The following is a 23,704-nucleotide window of genomic DNA, read 5'->3' as shown; positions in this document are numbered from 1 at the left end:
GATGCATTGCCCCGCCGGCCGCCCTATAGTGAGCCGTCGATGATCTGACGGGCGACGGACGGGAATGGAAAGCGAAGCCAAGGTCGAGGCCGTGCTGTCGCTGGGCGGCGGCCGGCGGTCGATGGTCGGGCGGGAGCGGATCGCCCTGCTTGAGGCGGTCGGCGTGCATGGCAGCATCACCCGCGCCGCCCAGGCGGTCGGCCTCAGCTACAAGGCGGCATGGGACGCGCTCGACGCGATCAATAACCTGATGCCGCGCCCGGCGGTGCTCGGCCGCACCGGCGGCGCCAAGGGTGGCGGCGCCACCCTGACCGAGGACGGTCAGGCCCTGATCGCCGCCTTCCGCCTGATCGAGGGCAAGCTCGGCCGCGCCGCCGCGCGGTTGTCGGCCGGCGAGGTCGGCGATCTGGCCGATCCCTTTTCCCTGCTGTGGAGTCTCGGCATGAAGACCAGCGCCCGCAACGCCTATCGCTGCCGGGTCCGCGCCGTCCATCCCGGCGCGGTCAGCACCGAGGTCGAGCTTGACCTGACCGAATCCACCTCGCTGACCGCGCTGGTGACGCGGGAAAGTGTCGCCGATCTCGGCATCGTCCCCGGCCGCGAGGTGATGGCGCTGATCAAGGCCTCGTTCGTGATCCTCGCCGTCGGCGAGGAGTGTCCGGCGGTGTCGGCCCGCAACCGGATCAAGGGGGTGGTGGCGGCGCGCGAGGACGGCCCGGTCAGCAGCGAGATCGTGCTCGACATCGGCGCCGGCCGCTCGCTGACGGCGGTGATCACCCGCGACGGCGCCGAGGAACTGGCCCTGGCTCCCGGCCGCACCGCCTGGGCCCTGATCAAGGCCAGCCACGTCATCCTGCTGGTCGATTAAGCCGGAGCGGGGGCGGTTTCCGCCTGGAGGGAGCCTCCAGGCGGATCGTCCGATCAGGGAATCATTCCCTTCAGCAGATAGGCCTGCGCGGTGGTGATCGCCCCGACCACCGCGCACAGCAGCAGGCTGTGCTTGAGGGTGAAGCGGAACAGGTCGGATTCCTTGCCGACCAGCCCGACCGAGGCGGTGGCCACCGCGATCGATTGCGGCGAGATCATCTTGCCGGTGACGCCGCCGGCCGAGTTGGCCGCCACCAGCAGGGTATCCGACACCCCGATCTGACGGGCGGCGGTGCCTTGCAGGTTGCAGAACAGCGCGTTCGACGAGGTGTCGGAGCCGGTCAGGAACACCCCGAGCCAGCCCAGGAACGGCGAGAAGAAGGTGAAGGCGGCCCCGGTTCCCGCCAGCAGCAGGGCCAGCGTCGCCGACAGGCCGGAATAATTGGCGACATAGGCGAAGGCCAGCACCATCCCGATCGAGAAGATCGGCTTCAGCAGTTCGGACAAGGTGTCGCGGAACGCGCCCGCCGCCGCCGCCACCGGCATCCGTAACAGCGCCGCCGACAGCAGTGCCGCCAGCAGGATCGCGGTTCCGGTCGCCGACAGCCAGTTGAGCGAATAGACCGCGCCATAGGGGGTGGCCGCCGCGACGATCGGCGGCATTTTCGTCACCAGCTTGTCGAGCAGCGGCACCGGCAGGGTCAGCACCGTCCAGGCCAGCTCGCCGCCCTTGGCGAACAGCGCCTTGAACGGCTTCAGCGACCATACCGTGACGATCACCGTCAGGATCAGGAACGGCGACCAGGCCCGCACCACCTCGGCCAGGGTGTGACGTTCCCGCCGCACCGAGATGTGGGCGTTGTCGAACACGGTGTGGTGTTGCGTGTCGAACGGGGCCGGATGCTGGGTCTCGAAGCGGAACGGCCGCCGCGGCCGCCAGACCTTGAGGAACAGGCCGAGGCTGATCAGGCTGACCAGTGCCGAGGTGATGTCCGGCAGTTCCGGGCCGATGTAATTGGCGGTGAGGAACTGGGTGACGGCGAAGCTGCCGCCGCACACCAGGATCGCCGGCCAGGTTTCCTTCACCCCGCGCCAGCCGTCCATGATCAGGATCACCCAGAACGGCACCAGCAGCGACAGGAACGGCAATTGCCGTCCGGCCATCTGGCTGATCTTCATCACGTCGATGCCGGTGACCTGGCTGGCGACGATGATCGGGATCCCCATCGCCCCGAACGCCACCGGGGCGGTGTTGGTGATCAGGCACAGGCCGGCGGCGTAAAGCGGGTTGAAGCCCAGGCCGACCAGCAGGGCGGCGGTGATCGCCACCGGAGCGCCGAAGCCGGCCGCGCCTTCGAGGAAGGCTCCGAACGAGAAGCCGACCAGCAGCATCTGGAGACGTTGGTCGTCGGTCAGCGACACCACCGAGGCGCGGATCACCTCGAACTGGCCGGTCTTGACCGTGATCTTGTACAGGAACACCGCGCTGATGATGATCCAGGCGATCGGCCACAGCCCGAACACGAAGCCGTTGCCCGCCGCCGCCAGCGCCATTTCGGCCGGCATGCCGTAGAAGAAGATCGCCACCAGCAGCGACAGGGCGACCGTGATCGTGCCGGCGACATGGCCCTTCAGGCGCAGGAACGCCAGCGCGACGAAGAAGAAAATGATCGGAATCGCCGCGATCAGCGACGATAGCCAGATGTTGCCCAAGGGGTCGTAAACCTGACTCCAGGTCTGCATTTCGGTGTCTCCCTATTTCTCTATTTTTATTTTTTAGTGATCGGGGGGGGTGTTTCGGGGCTGCCGCCCCGATCCCCGCTTGGGGACCGATGTCCCCAAACCCCTCTTCTTTTTTGGGAAAGGAGAGGCGGCTAAAGCGGCCTCTCCTCCATGTCGCGGCTGCATTCCTCCAGCAGGTGGGCGACCGAGCGGAACGGCTGGCCGGTGGTGGCGGTCAGGCCGATCTCGCAGGTCCGGTTGGTCGAAACCCCCTGGCCGCAGCCTGCCGGCAAGGTCCCGTCCAGCGTCCGCAGCGCGTGGGCATTGAGGGCGGGGACCGAAAAGCCCCGGTCGCCGCCGAAGCCGCAGCAGCCGACCCCGGCGAGATCGACCACCCGTTCGGCGCAGGCCGCTACCAGCGCCCGCAATCCCGCCTCGCCGCCGCTGCGGCGCAGGCTGCAATTGACGTGCAGCGCCACCGCCTCCGGCTTGCGGGTCAGGCGCAGGCGCGGCAGCAGCGCGTCCAGGGCGAAGTCGGGGAAATCCCACACCGGCAGCCGGTCGCGCAGCCGGGCGGCGCAGGGGCTGGCGTCGATCACGATCGCCACCAGCCCGCCCCGGCCGTCATCGGCGGCGGCCCGCAGGGCCGCGACCATCGTCTCGGCCATTCGCTCCGCCTCCGCCGCCAGTCCCTTGCTGGCCAGCATCTGGCCGCAACACAGCGTGTCGAGCCGCTCGGGCAGGCGCGGGCGATAGCCGGCCCGGCGCAGCAGGGTCAGCACCACCTCGGGCTGTGACGCGGTGCCGTCCTCGCTCGGGCCGAAGATCCGGCTGCCGCAGGCGGGGACATAGACCACCGGATCGCCCGCCCCCTCGGCCGGGGCGGCGGGGCAGCGGCCCGGCCGGGGCATCGGCGCCCGCCAGCGCCCGCCCGACAGGCGGGACAGCGCGCTCTGGCCGACCAGCCGGCCGGCGCCATGGCCGAGGCCGAGGCCGAGGCGGGACAGGGCGGCGACCCCGCCGAAATGCGCCGCCGCCCAGCCGCCGAGGGCATGGCCGAGCTTGCCCTGGCGCCGGCCGCGCAGGCGGCGGGCGAGGGCGCCGGTATCGATCCCGACCGGGCAGGCGGTGGCGCACAGGCCGCAATCGGCGCAGGTATCGAGGCCGAAATACGGGTAGGTGCGGGCCAGCATCCCGGCCGGCGCGCCGGCGGCATCGCGGCGGCTGATCTCGCGCCAGCCGGCGATCCGCTGGCGCGGGCTGAGGGTCAGGCGGTGCGACGGGCACAGCGGCTCGCAGAACCCGCATTCGATGCAGCGATCGACCAGATCGTCGGCCGGCGGCAGCGGCTTGAGATGATGAAGGTGGGCGTGGGGATCGTCGGTCAGGATCACCCCGGGATTGAGCACGCCGTGGGGATCGAACAGCTGCTTGATCCGCCGCATCAGCTCGGTGGCCTGGCGTCCCCATTCCAGTTCGACGAACGGGGCCATGTTGCGGCCGGTGCCGTGCTCGGCCTTCAGCGAGCCGTCATATTTGTCCACCACCAGCCGGCAGACCGCATCCATGAAGCCGGCATAGCGTTCGATCTCGGCGGGGGTGGAGAAATCCTGGGTGAAGACGAAATGCAGGTTTCCTTCCAGGGCGTGGCCGAAAATGATCCCCTCATGGTAGCCGTGGCCGACCAGCAGGGCCTGAAGATCGAGCGTCGCTTCCGCCAGCGACTCGACCGGGAAGGCGACGTCCTCGATGATCACCGTGGTGCCGGTGCGCCGCATCGCCCCGACCGAGGGGAAGGTACCCTTGCGCACCTTCCAGAAGGTCTCGCACACCGCCGGATCGGTGGCGAACGCCACCGGGCCGACCGTTTCCACCCCGCCCAGCAGCGCCGCCACCCGCACCGCCCGCTGTTCGAGCTGCTCGCGGTCGGGGGCGCGGACCTCGATCAGCAGCGCGGCGGCACCGTCGGCGAGGCCCCGGATCTCCGCCGGCAGGCCCGGCTTGTCCTCGACCGAGCGCAACGCGGCGCGGTCGAGCAGTTCCACCGCCGCCACCGCCTCGGGCTTGAGCAGCAGCACCGCCTGACAGGCGGCGGCGATCGAGGGGAAGAACACCAGCGCGCTGGCCTTGAACGGATCCTCGGCCACGGTGTGGTAGGTGATGCTGGACAGGAACCCCAGCGTGCCTTCCGAGCCGATCATCAGATGGGCCAGGATGTCGATCGGGTCGGTGAAATCGACCAGGGCGTTGAGGCTGTAGCCGGTGGTGTTCTTGATTCTGAACTTGCGCCGGATCCGCTCGGCCAGGGCGGGGTCGGCCCGCACCGTTTCCGCGAGCCGCGCCAGTTCCGCCAGCAGGCCGCCATGGGAGGCCCGGAACAGCGCGACGCTGGCCGGATCGAGCGTGTCGAGCCGGGTGCCGTCGGCCAGCAGCACCCGCAGCCCGGCCAGGGTGCGGTAGCTGTTCTGGGCGGTGCCGCAGCACATCCCCGAGGCGTTGTTGGCGGCGATGCCGCCAATCTTGCAGGCGCCGATCGAGGCCGGGTCGGGGCCGATCTTGCGGCCGAACCGGGCGAGGCGGGCGTTGACCTCGCCGCCGACCATGCCGGGGCCGAGCCGGACCCGCCCGCCGTCCGGCGCGATCTCGCAGGTGGCGAAGCCCTCGCCGATCAGCATCAGCACCCCGTCGGTGACCGCCTGACCGGACAGGCTGGTGCCGGCGGCGCGGATCGTCACCGGCCGTCCGGCGGCGGCGGCGGCGGCGATCACGTCGCGCGCCTCGCTTTCGCTCTCGACCACCGCCACCACTTCGGGCACCAGCCGGTAGAAACTGGCGTCGGTGCCATAGGCCAGCCGGCGCAGATCGTCGGTGATGACCTGTCCGGCGGGCAGCACCCGGCGCAGGGCCCGGATCAGCCGGCTCATCGCCGCGCCGGGACGGTGTTGATCGCGGTCATTGCCATCTCTCCCTGGAGTGTGGTCCAGTGGTTGGACCAATTATTTTTTGCGGGACTCTCCCGAAATCGGCGAAAATTGTCAATGGCAATCGCCGGGAGGGCCGCTTAAGCTGCCCTCCCTGGTCTACGCTCTCCCCCGATCCCCCCGATGCCGATGCCGCCGCCGCCCCTGACCGCCTCCCGCGTTTCCGATGTTGTCGCCGAGGCATTGGAACGCCGCATTCTCGACGGCACCTTTCCGCCGGGAACGCGGCTGCCGGCCGAGCGCGCCCTGGCGCTTGAACTGGGGGTGTCGCGCACCTCCCTGCGTCAGGCGATCCAGACCCTGGTCGCCCGCCATCTGCTCAGCACCCGCCATGGCGGCGGCCATTACGTCACCGACTCGCTGGAAGCGCCGTTCGTCAATCCGTGGCAGGAGATGCTGGAGGGCCATCCCAGCCTCCAGGTCGATATGCTGGAATTCCGCGACATGCTCGACAGCCGCTCCGCCGCCCTGGCCGCCGAGCGGGCGACCCCGGCCGATCTCGACCGGCTCGACCACGCCTTCGCCGCGATGGAACGGGCCTACGAGGAGGACGACCTGTCCCGCACCATCGTCACCGACGTCGCCTTTCACCAGGAGATCGCCGATTGCGCCCACAACGTGGTGATCCGCCAGTTGACCGCCGGCCTGATGCGGGTGATCCACAAGCATGTCAGCCGCAATCTCAGCCATCTGCACCAACGGCCGGCGCGCTGGAGCCTGCTGCGCGGCCAGCACCGGGCGATCTGGCAGGCGATCCACGAGCACGATCCGGCCAAGGCGGCCGCGGCGGCGCGCGCCCACATCACCTTCGTGCAGGACAGCATGGCTGAATCCGCCCGTGACGAGGAATACCGGCTCGGCGTCCTGCGTCACAAGCGGATGGGGACGCCCTGACCGGCCTCTTGCGCCGGCCAGCGCAGGCGAGCCATGCCGCGATGGCGGTACTCGCCGGCCGCGCCGCGTCGCACCATGAGGGTGGTTCCCTCCCCCCGGGGCCGACGATGAGACCGGCCATGTCCGCCACCCTTCCGATTCTGTTCGCGCTGATCGCAGCACTCGGCAACGCCCTGTTCGCCTATGGCCAGAAGGCCTCGGCCGGCAGCGGCAACGGCCTGCTGTTCGTCGCCGCCAGCGCCCTGGTCGCGACGCTGCTGGCGCTGGCCGCCGCGCCGCTGCTCGGCCGGTTCGACCCGCTGGCGGTGTGGCGCGATGACGGGCCGGCGGTGCTGATCGGCGGATTCGGGCTGTTTCTGACCTATCTCGGCTTCAACCTGCTCTACAGCCGGTTCGGCGCCACCCCATATGCGTTGTATGCCGTGCTGTCGATTCTCACCACCACGGTCGGGGTCGGCCTGCTGATCCTGCGCGAGCCGGTCACCCCCTGGCACCTCGGCGCGGTGGCGGCGGCGCTGGTGTCGGTGGTGCTGTTCTCGCTCGGACAGGCACGGTCCTGACGGGATCCTTTCGCCCTGGCGGCGAAAAGGAGTTGACACTTATTGCGAATGCGGCGCAGAAGCTTTCTCTTGGCCGCAGGCGGGCGCGAGGATGAAACGAATGAACGGACAACGGATCGGGGCGACGGACGTCTCGCTGGCGGTGTTGGGCAAGGGAGCGGCGGCGGAGATCATCGCCCTCGACGAGGCCGCCGCCGCCATCGCCCTCGGCGCGGGCGAACTCGAACGCCGGCTGATCGAGATGGGGCTGGTCGAAGGGGCGCGGATCGAGGTGCTGCACGAGGGCTTCCCCCGCCGCGACCCGATCGCGGTGCGGGTCGGCGACCACACCATCGCCCTGCGCCGGTCCGAGGCCAACGCGGTGCGGGTCCGCTGTCTGGAGAATCCGGCCGATGCCCGACGCTGACGGCGCCGGCCCGCGCCGCGACGCCGCCCCCAGCATCGCGCTGGTCGGCAATCCCAATTGCGGCAAGACCGCCTTGTTCAACGCCCTGACCGGGGCGCGGCAGAAGGTCGCCAACTATGCCGGCGTCACCGTCGAGCGCAAGGAGGGGATGTTCGTCAGCCCCGCCGGCACCCGCGTCACGGTGATCGATCTGCCCGGCACCTATTCGCTGCGGGCCCGCTCGCCCGACGAGGCGGTGACCCGCGACGTGGTGCTGGGCCGGCGCGGCGACGCCGAGATCCCCGACGCCATCGTCTGCGTCGCCGACGCCACCCGGCTGCAACTGACCCTGCGGCTGGTGCTGGAGATCAAGAAGCTCGGTTTGCCGGTGGTGCTGGCCCTCAACATGATCGACGAGGCCGAGCAGCAGGGCATCGCCGTCGATGCCGCCGAACTGTCGGCCGCGCTCGGCCTGCCGGTGGTGCCGACGGTGGCGATCCGCAAGGACGGCATCACCCCGCTGCTGGCCCAGCTCGACCGCACCCTGCGCCTCGCCGAGGCCGAGGGCCTGGCGCCCACCCCGTCGCGCTGCGGCTGGAGCGAGCCCAGCGCCCACGATCTGCGCGACTATCACCGCGAGGTCGAGGCGATCCTGGCCCGCTCGGTCGCCCGCCCGCCCGGGGCGCACGCCGCCACCCGCCGGATCGACCGGATCCTGCTCCATCCCGCCGCCGGGTTGCCGATCCTGCTGGCCCTGCTGTTCGTGATGTTCCAGGCGGTGTTCTCCTGGGCGCGGCTGCCGATGGAGGGGATCGACGCCCTGCTGTCGCTGCTGAAGGGGGCGATCGAGGCCGGCCTCGCCGATGGCCCGTTGCGCAGCCTGCTGACCGACGGGGTGATCGGCGGCGTCGGCAGCGTGGTGATCTTCCTGCCCCAGATCCTGGTGCTGTTCCTGTTCATCCAGATCCTGGAGGATTCGGGCTACATGGCCCGCGCTGCCTTTCTGCTCGACAAGATGATGGGCGGCGTCGGGCTGCATGGCCGCGCCTTCATCCCGCTGCTGTCGAGCTTCGCCTGCGCGGTGCCGGGGATCATGGCCGCCCGCACCATCGAGAACCGCACCGACCGCATCGCCACCATCATGATCGCGCCGCTGATGACCTGTTCGGCCCGGCTGCCGGTCTATACCCTGATCATCGCCGCCTTCGTGCCGCACCGCGCCGTGCTGGGCGGCTGGGTCGGCCTGCCCGGGCTGGTGCTGTTCGCCCTCTACGCCGTCGGCATCCTGTCCGGCCTGCTGATCGCCTTCGTTCTCAAGCATACCGTGCTGACCGGCGCGCGCGAGCCGCTGCTGATGGAACTGCCGGCCTATCGCTGGCCGCGCCCGCGCAACGTCCTGCTCGGGCTCTACGAGCGTGGCCGCGCCTTCCTCACCCGCGCCGGCACCACCATCTTCGCCCTGATGGTGGTGGTGTGGGCGCTGGCGAGCTTCCCCGCCGCCCCCGACGGCGCGACGATGCCGGCGATTCATTATTCGATCGCCGGGATGATCGGCCATGCCCTCGAACCGCTGCTGGCCCCGATCGGCTTCACCTGGCAGATCGCGGTGGCCCTGGTCCCCGGCATGGCGGCGCGCGAGGTCGCGGTCGGCGTGCTCGGCACCATCTACGCCCTCAGCGACAGCGGCGGCGGCGAGGGGCTGCGCGCCTCGCTGGCCGGGGTGCTGGCCCAGTCCTGGGGCCTGCCCACCGCCTTGTCGTTCCTGATGTGGTACGTGTTCGCGCCGCAATGCATCGCCACCCTCGGCGTGGTGCGGCGGGAGCTGAATTCGGTGTGGTGGCCGGTGGCGATGTTCGCCGGGCTGATCAGCCTCGCCTACGCGGCGTCGTTCGTCACCTTCCGCGCCGCCACCCTGCTGCTGGGAGGCTGAGGCGATGCTCCAGACCCTGTTGGCCGGTGCCGTGGTCGCCGCCGCCGGGCTGTGGCTCGGCTGGCGGGTACTGGCCCGGGGCCGCCGCCGCGCCTGCCCCGGCTGCGGTCGCTGCGGCGGCAAGTAAGAGCGGGCTCTGCCCGCACCCGCCAAGGGCCGGGGGCCCTTGGAACCCGGCACGGGTCGTGGGCGGATCGGTCAGGCCGGGATGCCCAGCAGGCCGGGGGCGTCGAGCGGCTCAAGCGTGACGATCTTCGCCATCTCGACCCGGATCGCCTTCTCGCTTCTGGCGCCGGACAGCGCGGCGCGCAGCTTGGCGCCGCTTTTGCCGTCGTAATAGGACAGGGCCATCAGCAGGCAACGTGTCGCCGCCCGAAACCGTTCCTGCTGTAGCGGAGTCATCGCTCGTATCGCTTGCAGGACCGGGGCGCGCCGTGCCGACGGCGTCGGCGGCTCGGTCGAGAAGACGTATTGCGCCGTCTTGGGGCTGTCGATGATCCGGGCCGAGAAGCGCAGAAACTTCTTCACCGCCTCGGGGACGGTCGGGTCATCCTCCAGGGCGCGGCGCGCGTCGGCGAATTGCCGCACGAATTCAAGTTGTTCCTGGAGGGCATGCAAGCGTCTGGTCCGCCAGCCGATCAACCCGACCAGCAGGCTGGCGGTCGTGCCGACGAGGATTTCCTCGATCATGATCCGCCTCCCAACAATGCTCTGATCAAGGCTCTGACGATCGGGAACAGCGCGTTTTCGGTGGCCCGTTGCCGTCCAAGCGCCTCGTCCCGTTTCCGCCGGTAGCGTACATCATCCATCGCGGCGATAAAAAGGACCAGCAGGACGGCGGTGCCGAACAGCACCAGATACACGACCACCCACGGATCAACGTCCTGCAACAAGATGGTCACCCGACAGGCTGTCGTAAAGAGCGGTGGTCCAGATAGCCCATCACGGCAGGATGCGCAATCGGCGCATTTCTTCGGGGCGTGATCTTATAAGGGTTGGGAGGGGCCGCCTCCAGCCTATCCCTGCGGTCGGGGATGGCGGCGGCCGTGCCGGTCGGTGACCTCGCGCGTCTGCTCGTCCCAGTAATCCGGCCCGACCGGGACCTTGCCGTAGCCGCCCGGGATGTCGAGCACGTAGGTCGGCAAGGCGAAGCCGCTGATCCGGCCGCGCAGCGCCCGCATCAGGGCGCGGCCCTCGGCCAGGGTCGGGCGGAAATGGGCGGTGCCGGGGGCGAGGTCGGGATGGTGCAGGTAATAGGGTCGCACCCGCCGCCGCACCAGGGCGCGGAACAGGGTTTCCAGCGTCTCCGTCTGGTCGTTGACCCCCTTCAGCAGCACGGTCTGGGCCAGCAGCGGCAGGCCGGCTTCGGTGAGGCGGGCCAGCGCGGCGTCGGTCGCCGGGCTCAGTTCGCGCGGATGGTTGACATGGACCGCCACCCACACCGCGAGGTCGGCGCCATCGGGCGGGGTCAGCGCGGCGACCAGTGCCGGGGTAAGCCGCTCGGGCGCCGCCACCGGCAGGCGGGTGTGGATCCGGATCAGCTCGAGTTGGGGCAGGGCGGCGAGGCGGCCGAGCAGGGCGGCCAGGGCGTCGGCGCCGAGGGTCAGCGGGTCGCCGCCGGTCAGCACCACCTCGCGCAGTTCGGGATGGGCGGCGACGTAGTCGAGCGCGGCGTCGAGTTCGGCCGGGCTCATCCGCACCGGGCCGGCGCCGACCCGGACCCGGCGGAAACAGAAGCGGCAATGGGCGGCGCAGGCCAGGGTCGGGGTCAGCAGCACCCGGTCGGGGTAGCGGTGGACGAGCCCCGGCAGCGGGCTGTAGGCTGCGTCGCCGATCGGGTCGGCGCGGTCCTCCGGGCGCAGGTCGGCTTCCTCGGCGCGGGGGACGAACTGACGGGCGATCGGGTCGGCGGGATCGGCGGGATCGATCAGCGCCGCCAGCCCGGCCGGCAGCAGCAGCGGAAACGGCGCCGCCGCCGCCTCGGCCCCGGGCAGATCGGCGGCGGCCAGCAGGCCGGCCGCGACCAGCTCGGCCGGGCGGCGCATCGGGGGGTGCGGTTCGGACATCGCAACGGCATAGGGGAAAAGATGGGCACAGGCAAGGATCGGCTGGGGCAACCCTGGTGGCACCCGGACCAACTGGCGGCGCGGCGGGGCTTCCTGCGCGCCCGGGGGCAGGCGGTGGCGGCGCTGCGCGGCTTCTTCGCCCTGCGCGATTTCGTCGAGGTCGAAACCCCCTGTCTCCAGGTCTCGCCGGGGATGGAGCCGCATCTCAAATGGTTCGCCACCGCGCTGACCGACCCTTATGGCGGGCCGGACCGGCCGCTCTGTCTGCATACCAGCCCCGAATTCGCGATGAAGAAGCTGCTGGCCGGCGGGATGGAGCGGATCTGGCAGATGGCGCGGGTGTTCCGCAACGCCGAGCGGTCCGCCACCCACGCCCCCGAATTCACCATGGTCGAATGGTATCGCGCCGGGGCCGGGATCGAGGCGCTGATGGCCGACACCGAGGCACTGGTGCGGACCTGCGCCGAGGCGGTCGGGGTCGAGCAATTGCGGCGGGGCGGGCTGGTCTGCGATCCGTTCCTGCCCTGGCAACGGCTGTCGGTGGCCGAGGCCTTCGCCACCTATGCCGGGATCGACCTGCTCGCCACCGCGCCCGACCCGTTGCGGCCCGAGCGCGCCCTGATCGCGGCCGAGGCGGCGCGGATCGGAGTCTCGGTCAGCCCGTCCGACCGCTGGGACGACATCGTCTTCCGCATCATGTTCGACCGGATCGAACCCCATCTCGGTTTCGACCGGCCGACCATCCTCCATTCCTGGCCGCTGGCGATGGCGGCGCTGGCCCGGCCCGACCCGGACGACCCCCGCGTCGCCCAGCGTTTCGAGGTCTATGCCCTCGGGCTCGAACTCGCCAACGCCTTCGGTGAACTGATCGATCCGGTCGAGCAGCGCCGCCGCTTCGGCGAGGATCGGGCGCTGGCGACCGAATTGTATGGCGCCGCGCCGCCGCTCGACGAGGATTTCCTCGCCGCGCTGGCATTCGGCCTGCCGGATTCGGCCGGGATCGCCCTTGGCTTCGACCGGCTGGTGATGCTGTTGACCGGGGCGGAGCGGATCGATCAGGTGCTGTGGGCCCCGGTCGATGGCCCGGCGCCGCCGACCGTCTGACGAAAAATCCGGGGTGGGGGCTTCCCACCCCGGGCCGGGCGGGCTACATCTCGGACGGGCGTTGTTTCCCCCCGGCCCGGAGTGTCCCCCCGATGATCATTCGCGACCGTCCGCCCGGCTGGCGGCTGTTCTTCGCGGTGCGCGGCTCGATCCTGCACCGCATCAAGTGGGAGGTGCTGACCACCGTCACCATCGCCACCATCGTCACCCTGGTCCATGGACGGGTGTTCGAGATCAAGGTGACGCTGACTCCGATCCCGTTCAGCCTGATCGGGCTGGCGCTGGCGATCTTCCTCGGCTTCCGCAACAGCGCGACCTATGACCGCTGGTGGGAAGGCCGGCGCCACTGGGGCGACCTGACCATTCAGTGCCGTTCGCTGGCCCGGCTGATCCTGGCCCATCTCGGCCGGGCCGATCCGGTGCTGGCGGCGGTGCAGGTGCGGCGGCTGATCGCCTTCGCCCATCTGCTGCGCCACGCCCTGCGCGAGACGCCGGATCAGGACAGCGCCGCCTTCCTCTCTCCGGCCGATCAGGTGATGCTGGCCGACTCGGCCAACCGGACCGATGCGCTGCTGCGGGCGATCAGCCGCGATCTGGCCGAGGCTTCGGCGGCGCGGCGGATCGAGCCGATCCAATGCGCCCGGATCGAGGACGCCCTGACCGCCCTGGCCCGGGTCCAGGCCGGCTGCGAGCGGATCAAGGGCACGCCGCTGCCGTTTTCCTATACCCTGCTGCTGCACCGCACCGCGCATCTGTATTGCCTGCTGCTGCCGTTTGGGCTGATCGACAGCATCGGCTACACCACGCCGCTGGTGGTCGGGCTGATCTCCTATACCTTCTTCGGCCTCGACACGATCGCCGACGAGATCGAGAACCCGTTCGGCCTGCTGCCCAACCATCTGCCGCTGGAGGCGATCTGCCGGCGGATCGAGATCGACCTGCGCGACGCCCTGGGCGAGACCGACCTGCCGCCGCCCTTGGCCCCGGTCGAGTCCTGCCTGATGTAAAGGGACCGGGGTCCAGGGGCCTTCCGGCCCCTGGCGGGTGCGGGCGGCGCCCGCGCCTGTTTTTCCTTCCTTGACAGCGCCGGGCCCTTTCCCTTTCCTTCGCCCACCGGTTTTCGCGGGGGAAGGAGCACCAGAGATGACGCGCGCATTCGTTTTTCCGGGCCAGGGGTCGCAGGCGGTGGGGATGGGCCGCGAACTGGCCGAGGCCTTTCCGGTCGCCCGCGAGCTGTTCCAGGAGGTCGATGACGCGCTGTCGCAGAAGCTGTCGCTGCTGATGGCCGAGGGCCCCGAGGACGAACTGACCCTGACCGAGAACGCCCAGCCGGCGCTGATGGCGGTGTCGCTGGCGGTGGTGCGGGTGCTGGAGCGCGAGGGCGGGGTCGATCTGGCCCAGGCCGCGCGCTTCGTCGCCGGCCATTCGCTCGGGGAATATTCGGCGCTGGCCGCCGCCGGCACCTTCTCGGTCGCCGACGCGGCGCGGCTGCTGAAGATCCGTGGCCGGGCGATGCAGAAGGCGGTGCCGGTCGGAATCGGCGCGATGGCGGCGCTGATCGGGGTCGAACTCGACGCCGCGCGCGAGATCGCCGCGGCCGCCGCCGAGGGCGAGGTGTGCGAGGCGGCCAACGACAATGGCGGCGCCCAGGTGGTGGTGTCGGGTCACAAGGGCGCGGTCGAGCGGGCGATGAAGATCGCCGGCGAGCGCGGCGTCAAGCGCGCGGTGCCGCTGCCGGTGTCCGCCCCGTTCCATTGCGCCCTGATGCAGCCGGCGGCCGAGGCGATGGCCGAGGCGCTGGCGGGCGTGACGATGAACGCGCCGAAGGTGCCGGTGGTCGCCAACGTCACCGCCGCCCCGGTGACCGATCCGGCCGAGATCCGCGACCTGCTGGTGCGGCAGGTCACCGGCACGGTGCGCTGGCGCGAATGCGTGCTGACGATGCGCGACGCCGGAATCACCACCCTGGTCGAGCTGGGCTCGGGCAAGGTGCTGAGCGGGCTGGCGCGGCGGATCGACAAGAGCCTGTCGGGCAGCGCGGTCGGCACCCCGGCCGAGGTCGAGGCGTTCCTCGCCGGGCTGTGATCCCGGCGGGCAGACAACCAACGTAGGGGGGAATCCATGTTCGATCTCAACGGCAAGACCGCGCTGGTCACCGGCGCCTCGGGCGGCATCGGCGGGGCGATCGCCCGCGCCCTGCACGCCCAGGGGGCGGTGGTCGGCCTGCACGGCACAAGGCGCGAGGCGCTCGACACCCTGGCGGCCGAACTGGGCGAGCGGGTCCATGTCCTGCCGGCCAACCTGTCCGACCCGGCGGCGGTCGAGGCGCTGGCCAAGCAGGCCGAGGCGACGCTGGGCTCGCTCGACATCCTGGTCAACAATGCCGGGCTGACCCGCGACGGGCTGGTGCTGCGGATGAAGGACGAGGACTGGCAGACGGTGCTCGACGTCAACCTGACCGCCGCCTTCCGCCTGTGTCGCGCGGTGGTCAAGGGGCAGATGAAGCGCCGCTTCGGCCGCATCATCAACATCACCTCGATCGTCGGCGTCACCGGCAATCCGGGCCAGGTCAATTACGCCGCCTCCAAGGCCGGCCTGATCGGGATGAGCAAGGCGCTGGCCCAGGAAGTGGCCAGCCGCGGCATCACCGTCAACTGCATCGCCCCGGGCTTCATCACCTCGGCGATGACCGATGCCCTCAACGACGAGCAGAAGGCCAAGCTGCTGGCCGGCATTCCGCTCGGGCGGATGGGCGAGGTCGGCGAGATCGCCGCCGCGGCGGTCTATCTGGCCTCGGCCGAGGCCGGCTACGTCACCGGCCAGACCCTCCATGTCAATGGCGGGATGGCGATGATCTGAGCCGGCCGACCCGGGCGGCGAGGCTGGTCAAGGGGGGAAAAGTGTGCTACGAAACGGCACTTTTCGCCTGACAGGGGGCTGCGCCGCCCAGGCGCATAAGACGGTTTTTCCATCGGAACATGACTTTTTGAGGGATCACACATGAGTGACGTGGCCGAACGGGTTAAGAAGATTGTCGTCGAGCATCTGGGCGTCGAGGAAGCCAAGGTGACCGAGAACGCCAGCTTCATCGACGACCTGGGCGCCGACAGCCTGGACACCGTCGAGCTGGTGATGGCGTTCGAAGAAGAGTTCTCGGTCGAGATTCCGGACGATGCCGCCGAGAAGATCCTGACCGTCAAGGACGCGATCGACTTCATCACCAAGCAGCAGTCCGCGTAAGGGGAAGCCGGGCGCCGGCCGCCGCTCTCGGAGGGGAGGGCGGCGCCCCCGTATTCCTTTTTCCCGCGACTTTCGGAAAGCCAGGGTTTTCATGAGACGTGTCGTCGTCACCGGCATCGGCCTGACCACTCCGCTGGGCAACGGAGTCCAGACCACTTGGGAGCGGCTGCTGGCCGCCCAGTCCGGCATTCGTCGGATCGAGAGCTTCGATGTCTCCGATCTGCCTGCCCAGATTGCCGGTGTGGTGCCGCGCGGCACCGATCCGGGCCAACTCGATCTCGATTCCGTGGCTCCGGCCAAGGATCGCCGCCGCATGGACGATTTCATCGTCTACGGCCTCGCCGCCACCGCCGAGGCGGTCGCGGATTCCGGTTGGGTTCCGCCCGACGATGAATCCCGCGAACGCACCGGGGTGATGATCGGCTCCGGCATCGGCGGCCTGCCCAACATCGCCGACGGGGCGCTGACGCTCGAAAAGTCCGGCCCGCGCCGGATCAGCCCCTTCTTCATTCCCGCCGCCCTGATCAATCTGGTCTCCGGCCACGTTTCGATCCGTTACGGCTTCAAGGGTCCGAATCACGCGGTGGTGACGGCCTGCGCCACCGGCGCCCACGCCATCGGTGACGCCGCCCGCCTGATCGCCCTCGACGATGCCGACGTGATGGTCGCCGGCGGCGCCGAGGCCGCCGTCAGCCGCCTGGGCATCGCCGGCTTCGCCGCCGCCAAGGCGCTGTGCACCTCCTACAACGACCGCCCGACCGAGGCCTCCCGTCCGTGGGACCGCGACCGCGACGGCTTCGTGATGGGCGAGGGCGCCGGCATCGTCGTGCTCGAGGAACTCGAACACGCCAAGAAGCGCGGCGCCAAGATCTATGGCGAACTGATCGGCTACGGCATGTCGGGCGACGCCTATCACATCACCGCTCCGGCCGAGGACGGCAACGGCGCGGTGCGGGCGATGAAGGCCGCGCTGAAGCGCACCGGCCTGCCGCTCGAGGCGATCGACTACATCAACGCCCACGGCACCGCGACGATGGGCGACACCATCGAACTCGGCGCGGTCAAGCGGGTGTTCGGCGATCACGCCGCCCGGCTCAGCATGTCCTCGACCAAGTCGGCGATCGGCCATCTGCTCGGCGCGGCCGGCGCGGCCGAGGCGATCTTCTCGCTGCTGGCGCTGCGCGATCAGGTGGTGCCGCCGACCCTCAACCTGCACAATCCGGCCGAGGGCTGTGACGGCGTCGATCTGGTGCCGCTCGCCGCCAAGGAACGGCCGGTCAAGGTGGTGCTGTCGAACTCGTTCGGGTTCGGGGGCACCAACGCCTCGCTGGTGTTCCGCGCCGCGCCCTGACGTCGCGTCGCCCCGGAACAGGTGTTGTGGAAGGCTCCCGCCCCCGGCGGGAGCCTTCGTCACGTCGGCAGGGGAAAACAAAGTGACCCGGCGTTCGATTCTGCTCTCTCTGCTGGTTTTCGTGCTGCTGCTGGCGGTGGCCGGCGGCGGGCTGGCGTGGCGCGGCCATGTCGCCTTCGTCTCGCCCGGCCCGGCCCCGGCCCCGGTGACGGTGATCCTGCCCAAGGGGGCCGGCAGCGAGGCGATCGCCGCCCAGCTCGAACAGCAGGGGGTGATCGCCGACCGGCTGGTGTTCCTGATCGGGGCCAAGCTGCGCCGGGCCAACCTGCGCGCCGGCGAATACGCCTTTCCCGCCCATGTCTCGCCCGAGGAGGCGCTGCGCCAGATCGTCGAGGGGCGGGTGGTGGTGCACAAGCTGACGGTGGCCGAGGGGCTGACGGTGCGGCAGGTGCTGGACCTGGTCGAGGAGGCCGATTTCCTCGCCGGCCCGATCACCCGCCAGCCGGCCGAGGGCTCGCTGATGCCGGAAACCTGGCACATGCTGCGCGACGAGCCGCGCGACGAGGTTCTGGCGCGGATGGAAAAGGCGATGAAGCGCACCCTCGACGGGCTGTGGGCCGGGCGCGATCCCGCCGTGCCGCTGAAGAGCCCGCAGGAGGCGTTGATCCTGGCCTCGATCGTCGAGCGCGAGACCGCGCTGCCGGCCGAGCGGCCGCACGTCGCCCAGGTGTTCTACAACCGCCTCGCCCGGGGGATGCGGCTGCAATCGGATCCGACGGTGATCTATGGCGCCTCGGACCGGCTCGGCGTGCTCGACCGGCCGCTGACCCGGGCCGACCTCGACCGCGCCCATCCCTGGAACACCTACCAGATCGACGGTCTGCCGTCCGGCCCGATCGCCAATCCCGGCCGCGCCTCGCTCGAGGCGGTGCTGCACCCGCTGCCCGGCGACGATCTCTATTTCGTCGCCGACGGCAGCGGCGGCCATGCCTTCGCCCGCAGCCTCGACGACCACAACGCCAACGTCGCCCGCTGGCGCCAGATCGAACGCGTCCGGGCGCGCTGACCGGGGCTTGCGCGGGCGCTGCCCGCACCCGCCAGGAGCCAGCGGCTCCTGGACCAGCTTCGATGCAAGGGGTCCAAGGGGCCCCGGCCCTTGGCGGCACGAAACACCCCTTTATAGGGAAAAGGTCGCAGAACCTTTCCCTGTCGGAGGGGGAAAGCGTTGCCTTTCGGCAACGGTCCGCTTCGTTTTGTATCGCGGCCATGGTTTCGTCACACTTCGGGATTGCCTGCCCAACAATCCACCATGTATGAGTCGGGCTGCACAGCAAAGCGGCAGGGCCTCCCGGTCCGTCGCCAGACAAGTCCGGGAAGTTCGGCGGTGCCCGGGTGGCATGTGCCTTGCTGAACGCCGGATTGGTTCGACAGTTTCAGTTAGGGGGTATCTCTCATGGTTCGACACGATGTCCGCGGCCGGTCCCTGGTCACAGCGGCAATCCTGTCCGCCGTTCTCGGCTGTGGCGCCGCTCCGGCTCTGGCCGACGTTTCGCTGTATGACGCGAACGGCCTGAAGATCGACGGCGCCTTCACCGGCGGCGTTTCGCTGCTCACCTCGCCGGGCGCGCAGTTCGGCGCCGGCACCTACAGCGTGCCCGGGGCGCCCACCCATCGCATTTCCGGCCGCCCGTCCTGGAGCGAGCTGTTCCTGCATCCGGAACTGAAGGCGTCCTATGACACCGGCAGCTTCGGCAGCTTCTACGGCGACGTCAGCGCCCAGTTGACCGCCACCGGCGGTGACGGCGACGCCAGCCTTGTTTCCACCACCTATGGCCATCCGGTCCTGCTCGACGTCGAGAACCTGTATGCCGGCTGGCGGTCGGGCAAGGTGTTCGGCGACCTGCTCGACGAAGACGGCCTCGATCTGTCGGGCGGCCGTCAGAGCTTCCGCGTCGGCGACGGCTTCCTGATCAGCAGCGGCGTCGCCAATGGCGGCCAGCGTGGCGGCTGGTGGAACCAGTCCCGCACCGCCTTCAACCAGACCGGCCTCGCCAAGGTGTCGAAGGGTCCGTTCCGCGCCGACATCTTCTACCTGCAGAACGACACCTCGCAGGACAAGATGTACAATCTCGATCAGGCCAAGACCCAGGTGGTCGGCGGCAATTTCGAGATCTTCGAGAATGCCGACAAGGTCGAGGGCGGGCCGGAGCGTAACGGCGCCACCACCTTTGCCGACCGCAAGTGGTATGTCGGCCTGACCTACTTCAACGTGATCAACGCCAAGAGCGACGGTCAGTTCAGCTACGGCAGCGGCTTCGGCCGGCAGGCCGGCAACGCCTACACCGTCACCAACACCATCACCTCCAACCGCGATGGCATGAACGTCATCTCGGCGCATCTGGGCGGCAACTTCCTCTCGGCGGTGCCGGACTTCTCGCTGTACGGCAACGTCGTTTACGAATCCAACGACAGCGCCGGCAAGAAGGTCGACGCCAATGCCTGGTACATCGAGCCGGGCTACCAGCTGTCGAACGTGGCCTGGACTCCGAAGCTGTCCTATCGCTACGCGCATTTCAGCGGTGACGCCGATCCGAACAACCAGACCAAGACCGCCTACGATCCGTTCTTCTACAACGCGGTCACCCGTGGCTACGGCACCTGGTTCATGGGCGAGATCGTCGGCAACTACATCATCTCCAACAGCAACGTCAACGTGCACATGCTGAACTTCTCGGTCAATCCGCGCGATGACCTGAAGTTGTCGGCGTTGGCCTACATCTACAATTACGACGAGAAGAGCCAGTACAGCACCGGTTCGACCCTGGTGACTTCGGACTCCCTGGCTCGGGAACTCGATCTGGTCGCCGAATGGGCGATCACCGACAACGTGTCGCTGTCCGCTGCCGCCGCCGTGGCGGAATCGGGCCGTGGCTATCGCGATTACCTGAAGACCCAGAACGCCGGCCTCGGCGCGAAGGACGAGCTGTGGTGGCTCGGCGAGACCTCGCTGGTGGTCAAGTTCTAAGTCTTTGACACCATGCGGCGGCTTCGGCCGCCGCCGGGATACCCCCCGATCATTCCGGCTGGAAGACAGGTTCTTCCAGCCGGTTTTTTTTGTTCAGCACGGATTGGGGGGGGAAGGCCCCCTGGTCGGGCATGCGCCCCCCCTTTTTTTCCGGGGGGGCCGTGTCCCGCTCAGCGCGCCGACACGGTGCGCCAGTCGAGGCCGAACCGCGCCAGATATTTGCGCAGCCGGTCGGCGTCGTTGCCGGAGGTGCGGCGGGCCAGCGAAACGGCGAACAGGCGGCGGCCGGCCTCGGACAGCGAGTGGCTGTCGTGGCACACCCGCACTACCTCGGCGAGCTGGATGCGGTCGAAGGGGTCGATTTCGGCCAGGGCGGCGGGGGCGAGCAGGCGGTCGAGCCCGTCGCTGGCCGGTGCCGGCGCCGCGCCGCGCCACAGATGCTTCAGCCGGGCGATTTCCCGTTCGACGCAGGCGAGGTCGATCCGTCCGCGTGGGGCCAGCGTCGCCATCCGGGTGAGCGAAGCGCCGAGGTCGCGGAAATTGCCCGGCCAGGGCGCCCGGGGCGACAGGGCGAAGGCCAGATAGGCCTGCCGGGCCTCCTGATTGAAGGTGACGCGGCTGCCCTCGCCCCGGGCGAAGGCGTCCAGTTCGTAGGCGATGTTCGGCTCGATGTCCTCGCGCCGCTCGGCCAGCCCCGGCAGCGCGAAGGTCCACAGATTGAGCCGGGCGAACAGATCCTCGCGGAACCGGCCGGCGGCGACCGCCGTCATCAGGTCGCGGTTGGTGCCGGCGATCAACTGGAACGCCGATTCCACCTCGCGGTCGGCCCCGACCGGCAGGAAGCGCTTGTCTTCGATCGCCCGCAGGATCATCGCCTGTTCGTCGAGGCCCAGTTCGCCGATCTCGTCGAGGAACAGCATGCCGCCGTCGGCGCTGCGCAGCAGGCCGGGGCGGTCGGCCGCCGCGCCGGTGAAGGCGCCCTTGCGGTGCCCGAACAGGGCCGACATCGCGCCGTCGCCGCGCAAGGTCGCGCAATTGACCTCGACGAACGGCCCCGACACCTGATGCTTGTGCCGTTTCAGCTGGTAGATAAGCCGGGCCAGCCGGCTTTTGCCGGCGCCGGTCGGGCCCATCAGCAGCAGCGGGGCGCGGGAGCGGATCGCCACCTGCTCGATTTCGTCGATCAGGCGGTTGAAGACGGGGGCGCGGGTCTCGATGCCGGATTTGAGGAACGAGGTGCTTTCGCTCGCCTCGGCGGCGAAGCGGGTGGCGATGCCGTCATAGCGCGACAGGTCGAGATCGATCGCGGTCCACTGACCCTTGGGGTTCGCCTTCCCGTCGTGGCTGGGCGAGGTTTGCAGCAGCCGCCCGGGCAGGAAGCGGGCCTCGGTCAGCAGAAACAGGCAGATCTGGGCCACATGGGTGCCGGTGGTGATGTGGATCAGATAATCCTCCGCCTCCGGATCGAACGGGTAGCCGCGCGCGAAATCGAGCAGCTTGCCGTAGACCTCCTCGAACTCCCAGGGATCGGTGAAATCGAGCCGGCACTGCTCCACTTTGGTCGCGGGCGAGACCGCGACGATGTCCCGCGCCACGTAATCGGCGAGGCGGTCGTGCTGGCCTCCATGCAGCAGGACGAAGCGGTCGATCGGCAAATCCTCGTGCTGGCACAGGCCGACCGTCGGGCGCCATTTGCGCCAGCGCGAAGGTCCGAACTTGCTGGAATCCAGGGTCGTGCCGAGCAGGCCGATGACAACGATTGGCTTCATGCTCGAGATGATAGGATAAGATATTATCTTTTACGATAAGAGCCTGGCTCGGACGGTTCGGCTCCGTTCCCCGGCGGTGTCAAAAATAGTTGTTTTGTATCAGATGTAAGGCCGGCATCGGCCTCGCCTCGGCGGCAGCTGGCACGAGGTTTGCTTCTCGACAGACGCCGACGCGGTGCCGTCGGCGCGGGGCAACCAGGGGTGGCCGGACAGGGCAGGGCGCCCCACCGCGACTAGGGAGGACGGGATGGCCAACAAAAGTCTGTTCGCTTCGGCACTGGCGCGGCTGCTGCCCCGGGCCGACAGCCGCAACGCCGAGGGCGCTCCGGCCTATGCCTATGGTCCCGAGGCCCGGCTGGCCCACCTGGCCGCCACCGGCACCCTGGCCGACACGTTCTATGGCACCGCCGAGGCCCAACTGGCCGATGTGGTGGCGGCGGCCCGCGCGGTCGATCCGCTGTTCGTCGCCAAGGCGGCCGTCTATGCCCGGCGCTTCGGCGCGATGAAGGACATGCCGGCGCTGCTGGCCGCCTATCTCACCACAATCGATCCGGTGCTGGCGGCGCGGCTGTTCCATCGGGTGATCGACAGCGGGCGCATGCTGCGGACCTACGTCCAGATCCTGCGCTCCGGTCAGGTTGGCCGCAGCTCGCTCGGCACCCGGCCGAAGCGGTTGGTGCAGCACTGGCTGGAGCAGGCCACGATCGAGGATCTGATGGCGGCGGCCACCGGCACCGCGCCATCGCTGAAGGACATCGTGCGGATGGTCCATCCCCGGCCGGCCGATCCCGAGCGGCGGGCGTTCTACGGCTGGCTGCTCGACCGTCCCTACGACGTCGCGGCGCTGCCGGAGCCGATCGCCGCCTTCGAGGCCTGGAAGCCGACACGGGACGGCGCGCTGCCGCCGGTGCCGTTCTCCTGGCTGGTGGGACAGGCGCTGACGCCGGACCAGTGGGGGGAACTCGCCCTCCGGATGGGGGCGCAGGCGCTGCGTCTCAACCTCAACACCCTGGCGCGCCAAGGCGCGTTTCGGGTGCCCGGGGTGGCCGAAGCGGTGGCGGCGCGGCTGGAGGCGGCGGATCGGGCGCTGGGGCAGCCCTATCAGATGATGATGGCGCTGAAGGCGGTCGGTGCCGGCGTTCCGTTGCGGGTCCAGGCGGCGCTGGAAACGGTGCTGGAACGCGCGCTGGCGGTGGTGCCGCGGATCGAGGGCGCGGTCGTGGTCTGCCCCGACGTGTCCGGTTCGATGTCCTCGCCGTTGACCGGTCATCGCCGGGGGGCGACGACGGCGGTGCGCTGCGTCGACGTGGCGGCGCTGATCGCCTCGGCGTTGCTGCGCTCGAACCCGGAGGCGCGGGTGCTGCCGTTCGAACATCGGGTGGTGTCGGTCCGGGTCGAAGCTACGGCGCGGATCGCGGTCAATGCCGCCCGGCTGGCGGCGGTCGGCGGCGGCGGCACCAACGTCTCGGCCCCGCTGGTCCAGCTTGAGCGGGAGCGGGCCCGGGTCGATCTGATCGTCATCGTCTCGGACAACCAGTCCTGGGTCGATGCCCGCACCGACGGCGCCACCGCGACGATGCGGGCGTTTCGCCGGCTCCAGCGGCGCAACCCCGGGCTCCGGCTGGTCTGCATTGATCTGCAGCCCCACGGCTCGACCCAGGCGGCCTCGGGGGCGGACATCCTCAATGTCGGAGGCTTCTCCGACGCGGTGTTCGAGACGATGGCGCGCTTCGCCCGGGGCGAAAGCCGCGATTGGGTCGGGGAGATCGACAGGATGGAGGTGTGACGCAACAGGCCGTGGCGAATGCCG

21 protein-coding genes are annotated in these 23,704 nt (G+C 69.7%); 15 read left to right on the top strand and 6 right to left on the bottom strand.

Going from position 1 to position 23,704, the window contains the following annotated elements; translation table 11 throughout:
• Nucleotides 1-64 precede the first annotated feature (64 nt).
• On the top strand, nucleotides 65-868 hold the full coding sequence (locus ACFSNB_RS04120; RefSeq protein ID WP_377314762.1) for a TOBE domain-containing protein: 804 nt from the start codon (nucleotides 65-67) through the stop codon (nucleotides 866-868).
• A gap of 53 nt (nucleotides 869-921) precedes the next feature.
• Here the strand turns inward: ACFSNB_RS04120 and ACFSNB_RS04115 are convergent, their stop codons facing one another.
• Both ACFSNB_RS04115 and ACFSNB_RS04110 read right to left on the bottom strand, forming a co-directional pair.
• Nucleotides 922-2,610: a lactate permease LctP family transporter gene (locus ACFSNB_RS04115; RefSeq protein ID WP_377314761.1), complete on the bottom strand. Its 1,689-nt coding sequence runs from the start codon at nucleotides 2,608-2,610 to the stop codon at nucleotides 922-924.
• 131 nt (nucleotides 2,611-2,741) lie between these two features.
• A complete protein-coding gene (locus ACFSNB_RS04110; protein ID WP_377314759.1) occupies nucleotides 2,742-5,513 on the bottom strand; it encodes an FAD-binding and (Fe-S)-binding domain-containing protein in 2,772 nt (923 codons plus the stop codon).
• Between the two features lie 180 nt (nucleotides 5,514-5,693).
• Between ACFSNB_RS04110 and ACFSNB_RS04105 the strand changes: the two genes are divergently transcribed.
• From ACFSNB_RS04105 to ACFSNB_RS04085, 5 genes are all read left to right on the top strand, one after another.
• Nucleotides 5,694-6,464 (top strand): FadR/GntR family transcriptional regulator, encoded by a 771-nt coding sequence (locus ACFSNB_RS04105; RefSeq protein ID WP_377314757.1) that lies wholly within the window; start codon nucleotides 5,694-5,696, stop codon nucleotides 6,462-6,464.
• Between the two features lie 119 nt (nucleotides 6,465-6,583).
• Entirely contained in the window at nucleotides 6,584-7,024 is a 441-nt protein-coding gene (locus tag ACFSNB_RS04100; RefSeq protein WP_377314755.1) for an EamA family transporter, read from the top strand.
• 100 nt (nucleotides 7,025-7,124) lie between these two features.
• On the top strand, nucleotides 7,125-7,430 hold the full coding sequence (locus ACFSNB_RS04095) for a FeoA family protein (protein ID WP_377314753.1): 306 nt from the start codon (nucleotides 7,125-7,127) through the stop codon (nucleotides 7,428-7,430).
• A complete protein-coding gene (gene feoB, locus ACFSNB_RS04090; RefSeq protein WP_377314751.1) occupies nucleotides 7,417-9,339 on the top strand; it encodes a ferrous iron transport protein B in 1,923 nt (640 codons plus the stop codon). The genes ACFSNB_RS04095 and feoB overlap by 14 nt, the downstream gene beginning before the upstream one ends.
• Nucleotides 9,340-9,343: 4 nt before the next feature.
• The gene (locus ACFSNB_RS04085) at nucleotides 9,344-9,466 is read left to right on the top strand and encodes a hypothetical protein (protein ID WP_377314749.1); all 123 of its coding nucleotides are present in this window, start codon (nucleotides 9,344-9,346) and stop codon (nucleotides 9,464-9,466) included.
• Between the two features lie 71 nt (nucleotides 9,467-9,537).
• Here ACFSNB_RS04085 and ACFSNB_RS04080 read toward each other — a convergent pair whose 3' ends face one another.
• The 3 genes from ACFSNB_RS04080 to ACFSNB_RS04070 form a co-directional block, all read right to left on the bottom strand.
• A complete protein-coding gene (locus tag ACFSNB_RS04080; RefSeq protein WP_377314747.1) occupies nucleotides 9,538-10,029 on the bottom strand; it encodes a hypothetical protein in 492 nt (163 codons plus the stop codon).
• Nucleotides 10,026-10,241, bottom strand: coding sequence for a hypothetical protein (locus ACFSNB_RS04075; RefSeq protein ID WP_377314745.1), 216 nt, complete (start codon nucleotides 10,239-10,241; stop codon nucleotides 10,026-10,028). The genes ACFSNB_RS04080 and ACFSNB_RS04075 overlap by 4 nt, the downstream gene beginning before the upstream one ends.
• 114 nt (nucleotides 10,242-10,355) lie before the next feature.
• A complete protein-coding gene (locus tag ACFSNB_RS04070) occupies nucleotides 10,356-11,405 on the bottom strand; it encodes a lysine-2,3-aminomutase-like protein (RefSeq protein ID WP_377314743.1) in 1,050 nt (349 codons plus the stop codon).
• Between the two features lie 21 nt (nucleotides 11,406-11,426).
• On the opposite strand from ACFSNB_RS04070, the gene epmA reads away from it, so the two are divergent.
• From epmA to ACFSNB_RS04030, 8 genes are all read left to right on the top strand, one after another.
• On the top strand, nucleotides 11,427-12,509 hold the full coding sequence (gene epmA, locus ACFSNB_RS04065) for an EF-P lysine aminoacylase EpmA (protein WP_377314741.1): 1,083 nt from the start codon (nucleotides 11,427-11,429) through the stop codon (nucleotides 12,507-12,509).
• Between the two features lie 92 nt (nucleotides 12,510-12,601).
• Nucleotides 12,602-13,516: a bestrophin family protein gene (locus tag ACFSNB_RS04060; protein ID WP_377314739.1), complete on the top strand. Its 915-nt coding sequence runs from the start codon at nucleotides 12,602-12,604 to the stop codon at nucleotides 13,514-13,516.
• 136 nt (nucleotides 13,517-13,652) lie between these two features.
• Nucleotides 13,653-14,594 (top strand): ACP S-malonyltransferase, encoded by a 942-nt coding sequence (gene fabD / locus ACFSNB_RS04055; protein ID WP_377314737.1) that lies wholly within the window; start codon nucleotides 13,653-13,655, stop codon nucleotides 14,592-14,594.
• A gap of 36 nt (nucleotides 14,595-14,630) precedes the next feature.
• Entirely contained in the window at nucleotides 14,631-15,368 is a 738-nt protein-coding gene (fabG, locus tag ACFSNB_RS04050) for a 3-oxoacyl-[acyl-carrier-protein] reductase (RefSeq protein ID WP_377314736.1), read from the top strand.
• A gap of 141 nt (nucleotides 15,369-15,509) precedes the next feature.
• A complete protein-coding gene (locus ACFSNB_RS04045; RefSeq protein ID WP_377314734.1) occupies nucleotides 15,510-15,749 on the top strand; it encodes an acyl carrier protein in 240 nt (79 codons plus the stop codon).
• Between the two features lie 91 nt (nucleotides 15,750-15,840).
• Nucleotides 15,841-17,100, top strand: coding sequence for a beta-ketoacyl-ACP synthase II (fabF, locus tag ACFSNB_RS04040; RefSeq protein WP_377314732.1), 1,260 nt, complete (start codon nucleotides 15,841-15,843; stop codon nucleotides 17,098-17,100).
• A gap of 97 nt (nucleotides 17,101-17,197) precedes the next feature.
• Nucleotides 17,198-18,166 (top strand): endolytic transglycosylase MltG, encoded by a 969-nt coding sequence (gene mltG / locus ACFSNB_RS04035; RefSeq protein ID WP_377314839.1) that lies wholly within the window; start codon nucleotides 17,198-17,200, stop codon nucleotides 18,164-18,166.
• A 387-nt stretch (nucleotides 18,167-18,553) separates the two neighbouring features.
• On the top strand, nucleotides 18,554-20,125 hold the full coding sequence (locus ACFSNB_RS04030) for an alginate export family protein (RefSeq protein ID WP_377314730.1): 1,572 nt from the start codon (nucleotides 18,554-18,556) through the stop codon (nucleotides 20,123-20,125).
• Nucleotides 20,126-20,295: 170 nt separating this feature from the next.
• On the opposite strand, the gene rtcR is transcribed toward ACFSNB_RS04030, so the two are convergent.
• Nucleotides 20,296-21,894, bottom strand: a complete 1,599-nt coding sequence (gene rtcR, locus ACFSNB_RS04025) for an RNA repair transcriptional activator RtcR (protein WP_377314728.1) — start codon at nucleotides 21,892-21,894, stop codon at nucleotides 20,296-20,298.
• 247 nt (nucleotides 21,895-22,141) lie between these two features.
• On the opposite strand from rtcR, the gene ACFSNB_RS04020 reads away from it, so the two are divergent.
• Complete coding sequence (locus ACFSNB_RS04020) at nucleotides 22,142-23,680, top strand: vWA domain-containing protein (protein ID WP_377314726.1); 1,539 nt, start codon at nucleotides 22,142-22,144, stop codon at nucleotides 23,678-23,680.
• The last annotated feature ends 24 nt before the right edge of the window (nucleotides 23,681-23,704 follow it).

This window comes from Phaeospirillum tilakii, assembly GCF_042683125.1.
GTDB classification, from domain to species: domain Bacteria; phylum Pseudomonadota; class Alphaproteobacteria; order Rhodospirillales; family Magnetospirillaceae; genus Phaeospirillum; species Phaeospirillum tilakii.
The sequence above is the reverse complement of the archived record's forward strand: the minus strand, read 5'-3'. Positions and strand labels throughout refer to the sequence as shown.

What these genes read in the sequence shown, in the direction of transcription:
- ACFSNB_RS04120 (WP_377314762.1), top strand. Translation starts at nt 65, where the DNA reads ATGGAAAGCGAAGCCAAGGTCGAGGCCGTGCTGTCGCTGGGCGGCGGC.
- ACFSNB_RS04115 (WP_377314761.1), bottom strand. Translation starts at nt 2,610, where the DNA reads ATGCAGACCTGGAGTCAGGTTTACGACCCCTTGGGCAACATCTGGCTA.
- ACFSNB_RS04110 (WP_377314759.1), bottom strand. Translation starts at nt 5,513, where the DNA reads ATGAGCCGGCTGATCCGGGCCCTGCGCCGGGTGCTGCCCGCCGGACAG.
- ACFSNB_RS04105 (WP_377314757.1), top strand. Translation starts at nt 5,694, where the DNA reads ATGCCGATGCCGCCGCCGCCCCTGACCGCCTCCCGCGTTTCCGATGTT.
- ACFSNB_RS04100 (WP_377314755.1), top strand. Translation starts at nt 6,584, where the DNA reads ATGTCCGCCACCCTTCCGATTCTGTTCGCGCTGATCGCAGCACTCGGC.
- ACFSNB_RS04095 (WP_377314753.1), top strand. Translation starts at nt 7,125, where the DNA reads ATGAACGGACAACGGATCGGGGCGACGGACGTCTCGCTGGCGGTGTTG.
- feoB (WP_377314751.1), top strand. Translation starts at nt 7,417, where the DNA reads ATGCCCGACGCTGACGGCGCCGGCCCGCGCCGCGACGCCGCCCCCAGC.
- ACFSNB_RS04085 (WP_377314749.1), top strand. Translation starts at nt 9,344, where the DNA reads ATGCTCCAGACCCTGTTGGCCGGTGCCGTGGTCGCCGCCGCCGGGCTG.
- ACFSNB_RS04080 (WP_377314747.1), bottom strand. Translation starts at nt 10,029, where the DNA reads ATGATCGAGGAAATCCTCGTCGGCACGACCGCCAGCCTGCTGGTCGGG.
- ACFSNB_RS04070 (WP_377314743.1), bottom strand. Translation starts at nt 11,405, where the DNA reads ATGTCCGAACCGCACCCCCCGATGCGCCGCCCGGCCGAGCTGGTCGCG.
- epmA (WP_377314741.1), top strand. Translation starts at nt 11,427, where the DNA reads ATGGGCACAGGCAAGGATCGGCTGGGGCAACCCTGGTGGCACCCGGAC.
- ACFSNB_RS04060 (WP_377314739.1), top strand. Translation starts at nt 12,602, where the DNA reads ATGATCATTCGCGACCGTCCGCCCGGCTGGCGGCTGTTCTTCGCGGTG.
- fabD (WP_377314737.1), top strand. Translation starts at nt 13,653, where the DNA reads ATGACGCGCGCATTCGTTTTTCCGGGCCAGGGGTCGCAGGCGGTGGGG.
- fabG (WP_377314736.1), top strand. Translation starts at nt 14,631, where the DNA reads ATGTTCGATCTCAACGGCAAGACCGCGCTGGTCACCGGCGCCTCGGGC.
- ACFSNB_RS04045 (WP_377314734.1), top strand. Translation starts at nt 15,510, where the DNA reads ATGAGTGACGTGGCCGAACGGGTTAAGAAGATTGTCGTCGAGCATCTG.
- fabF (WP_377314732.1), top strand. Translation starts at nt 15,841, where the DNA reads ATGAGACGTGTCGTCGTCACCGGCATCGGCCTGACCACTCCGCTGGGC.
- ACFSNB_RS04030 (WP_377314730.1), top strand. Translation starts at nt 18,554, where the DNA reads ATGGTTCGACACGATGTCCGCGGCCGGTCCCTGGTCACAGCGGCAATC.
- rtcR (WP_377314728.1), bottom strand. Translation starts at nt 21,894, where the DNA reads ATGAAGCCAATCGTTGTCATCGGCCTGCTCGGCACGACCCTGGATTCC.
- ACFSNB_RS04020 (WP_377314726.1), top strand. Translation starts at nt 22,142, where the DNA reads ATGGCCAACAAAAGTCTGTTCGCTTCGGCACTGGCGCGGCTGCTGCCC.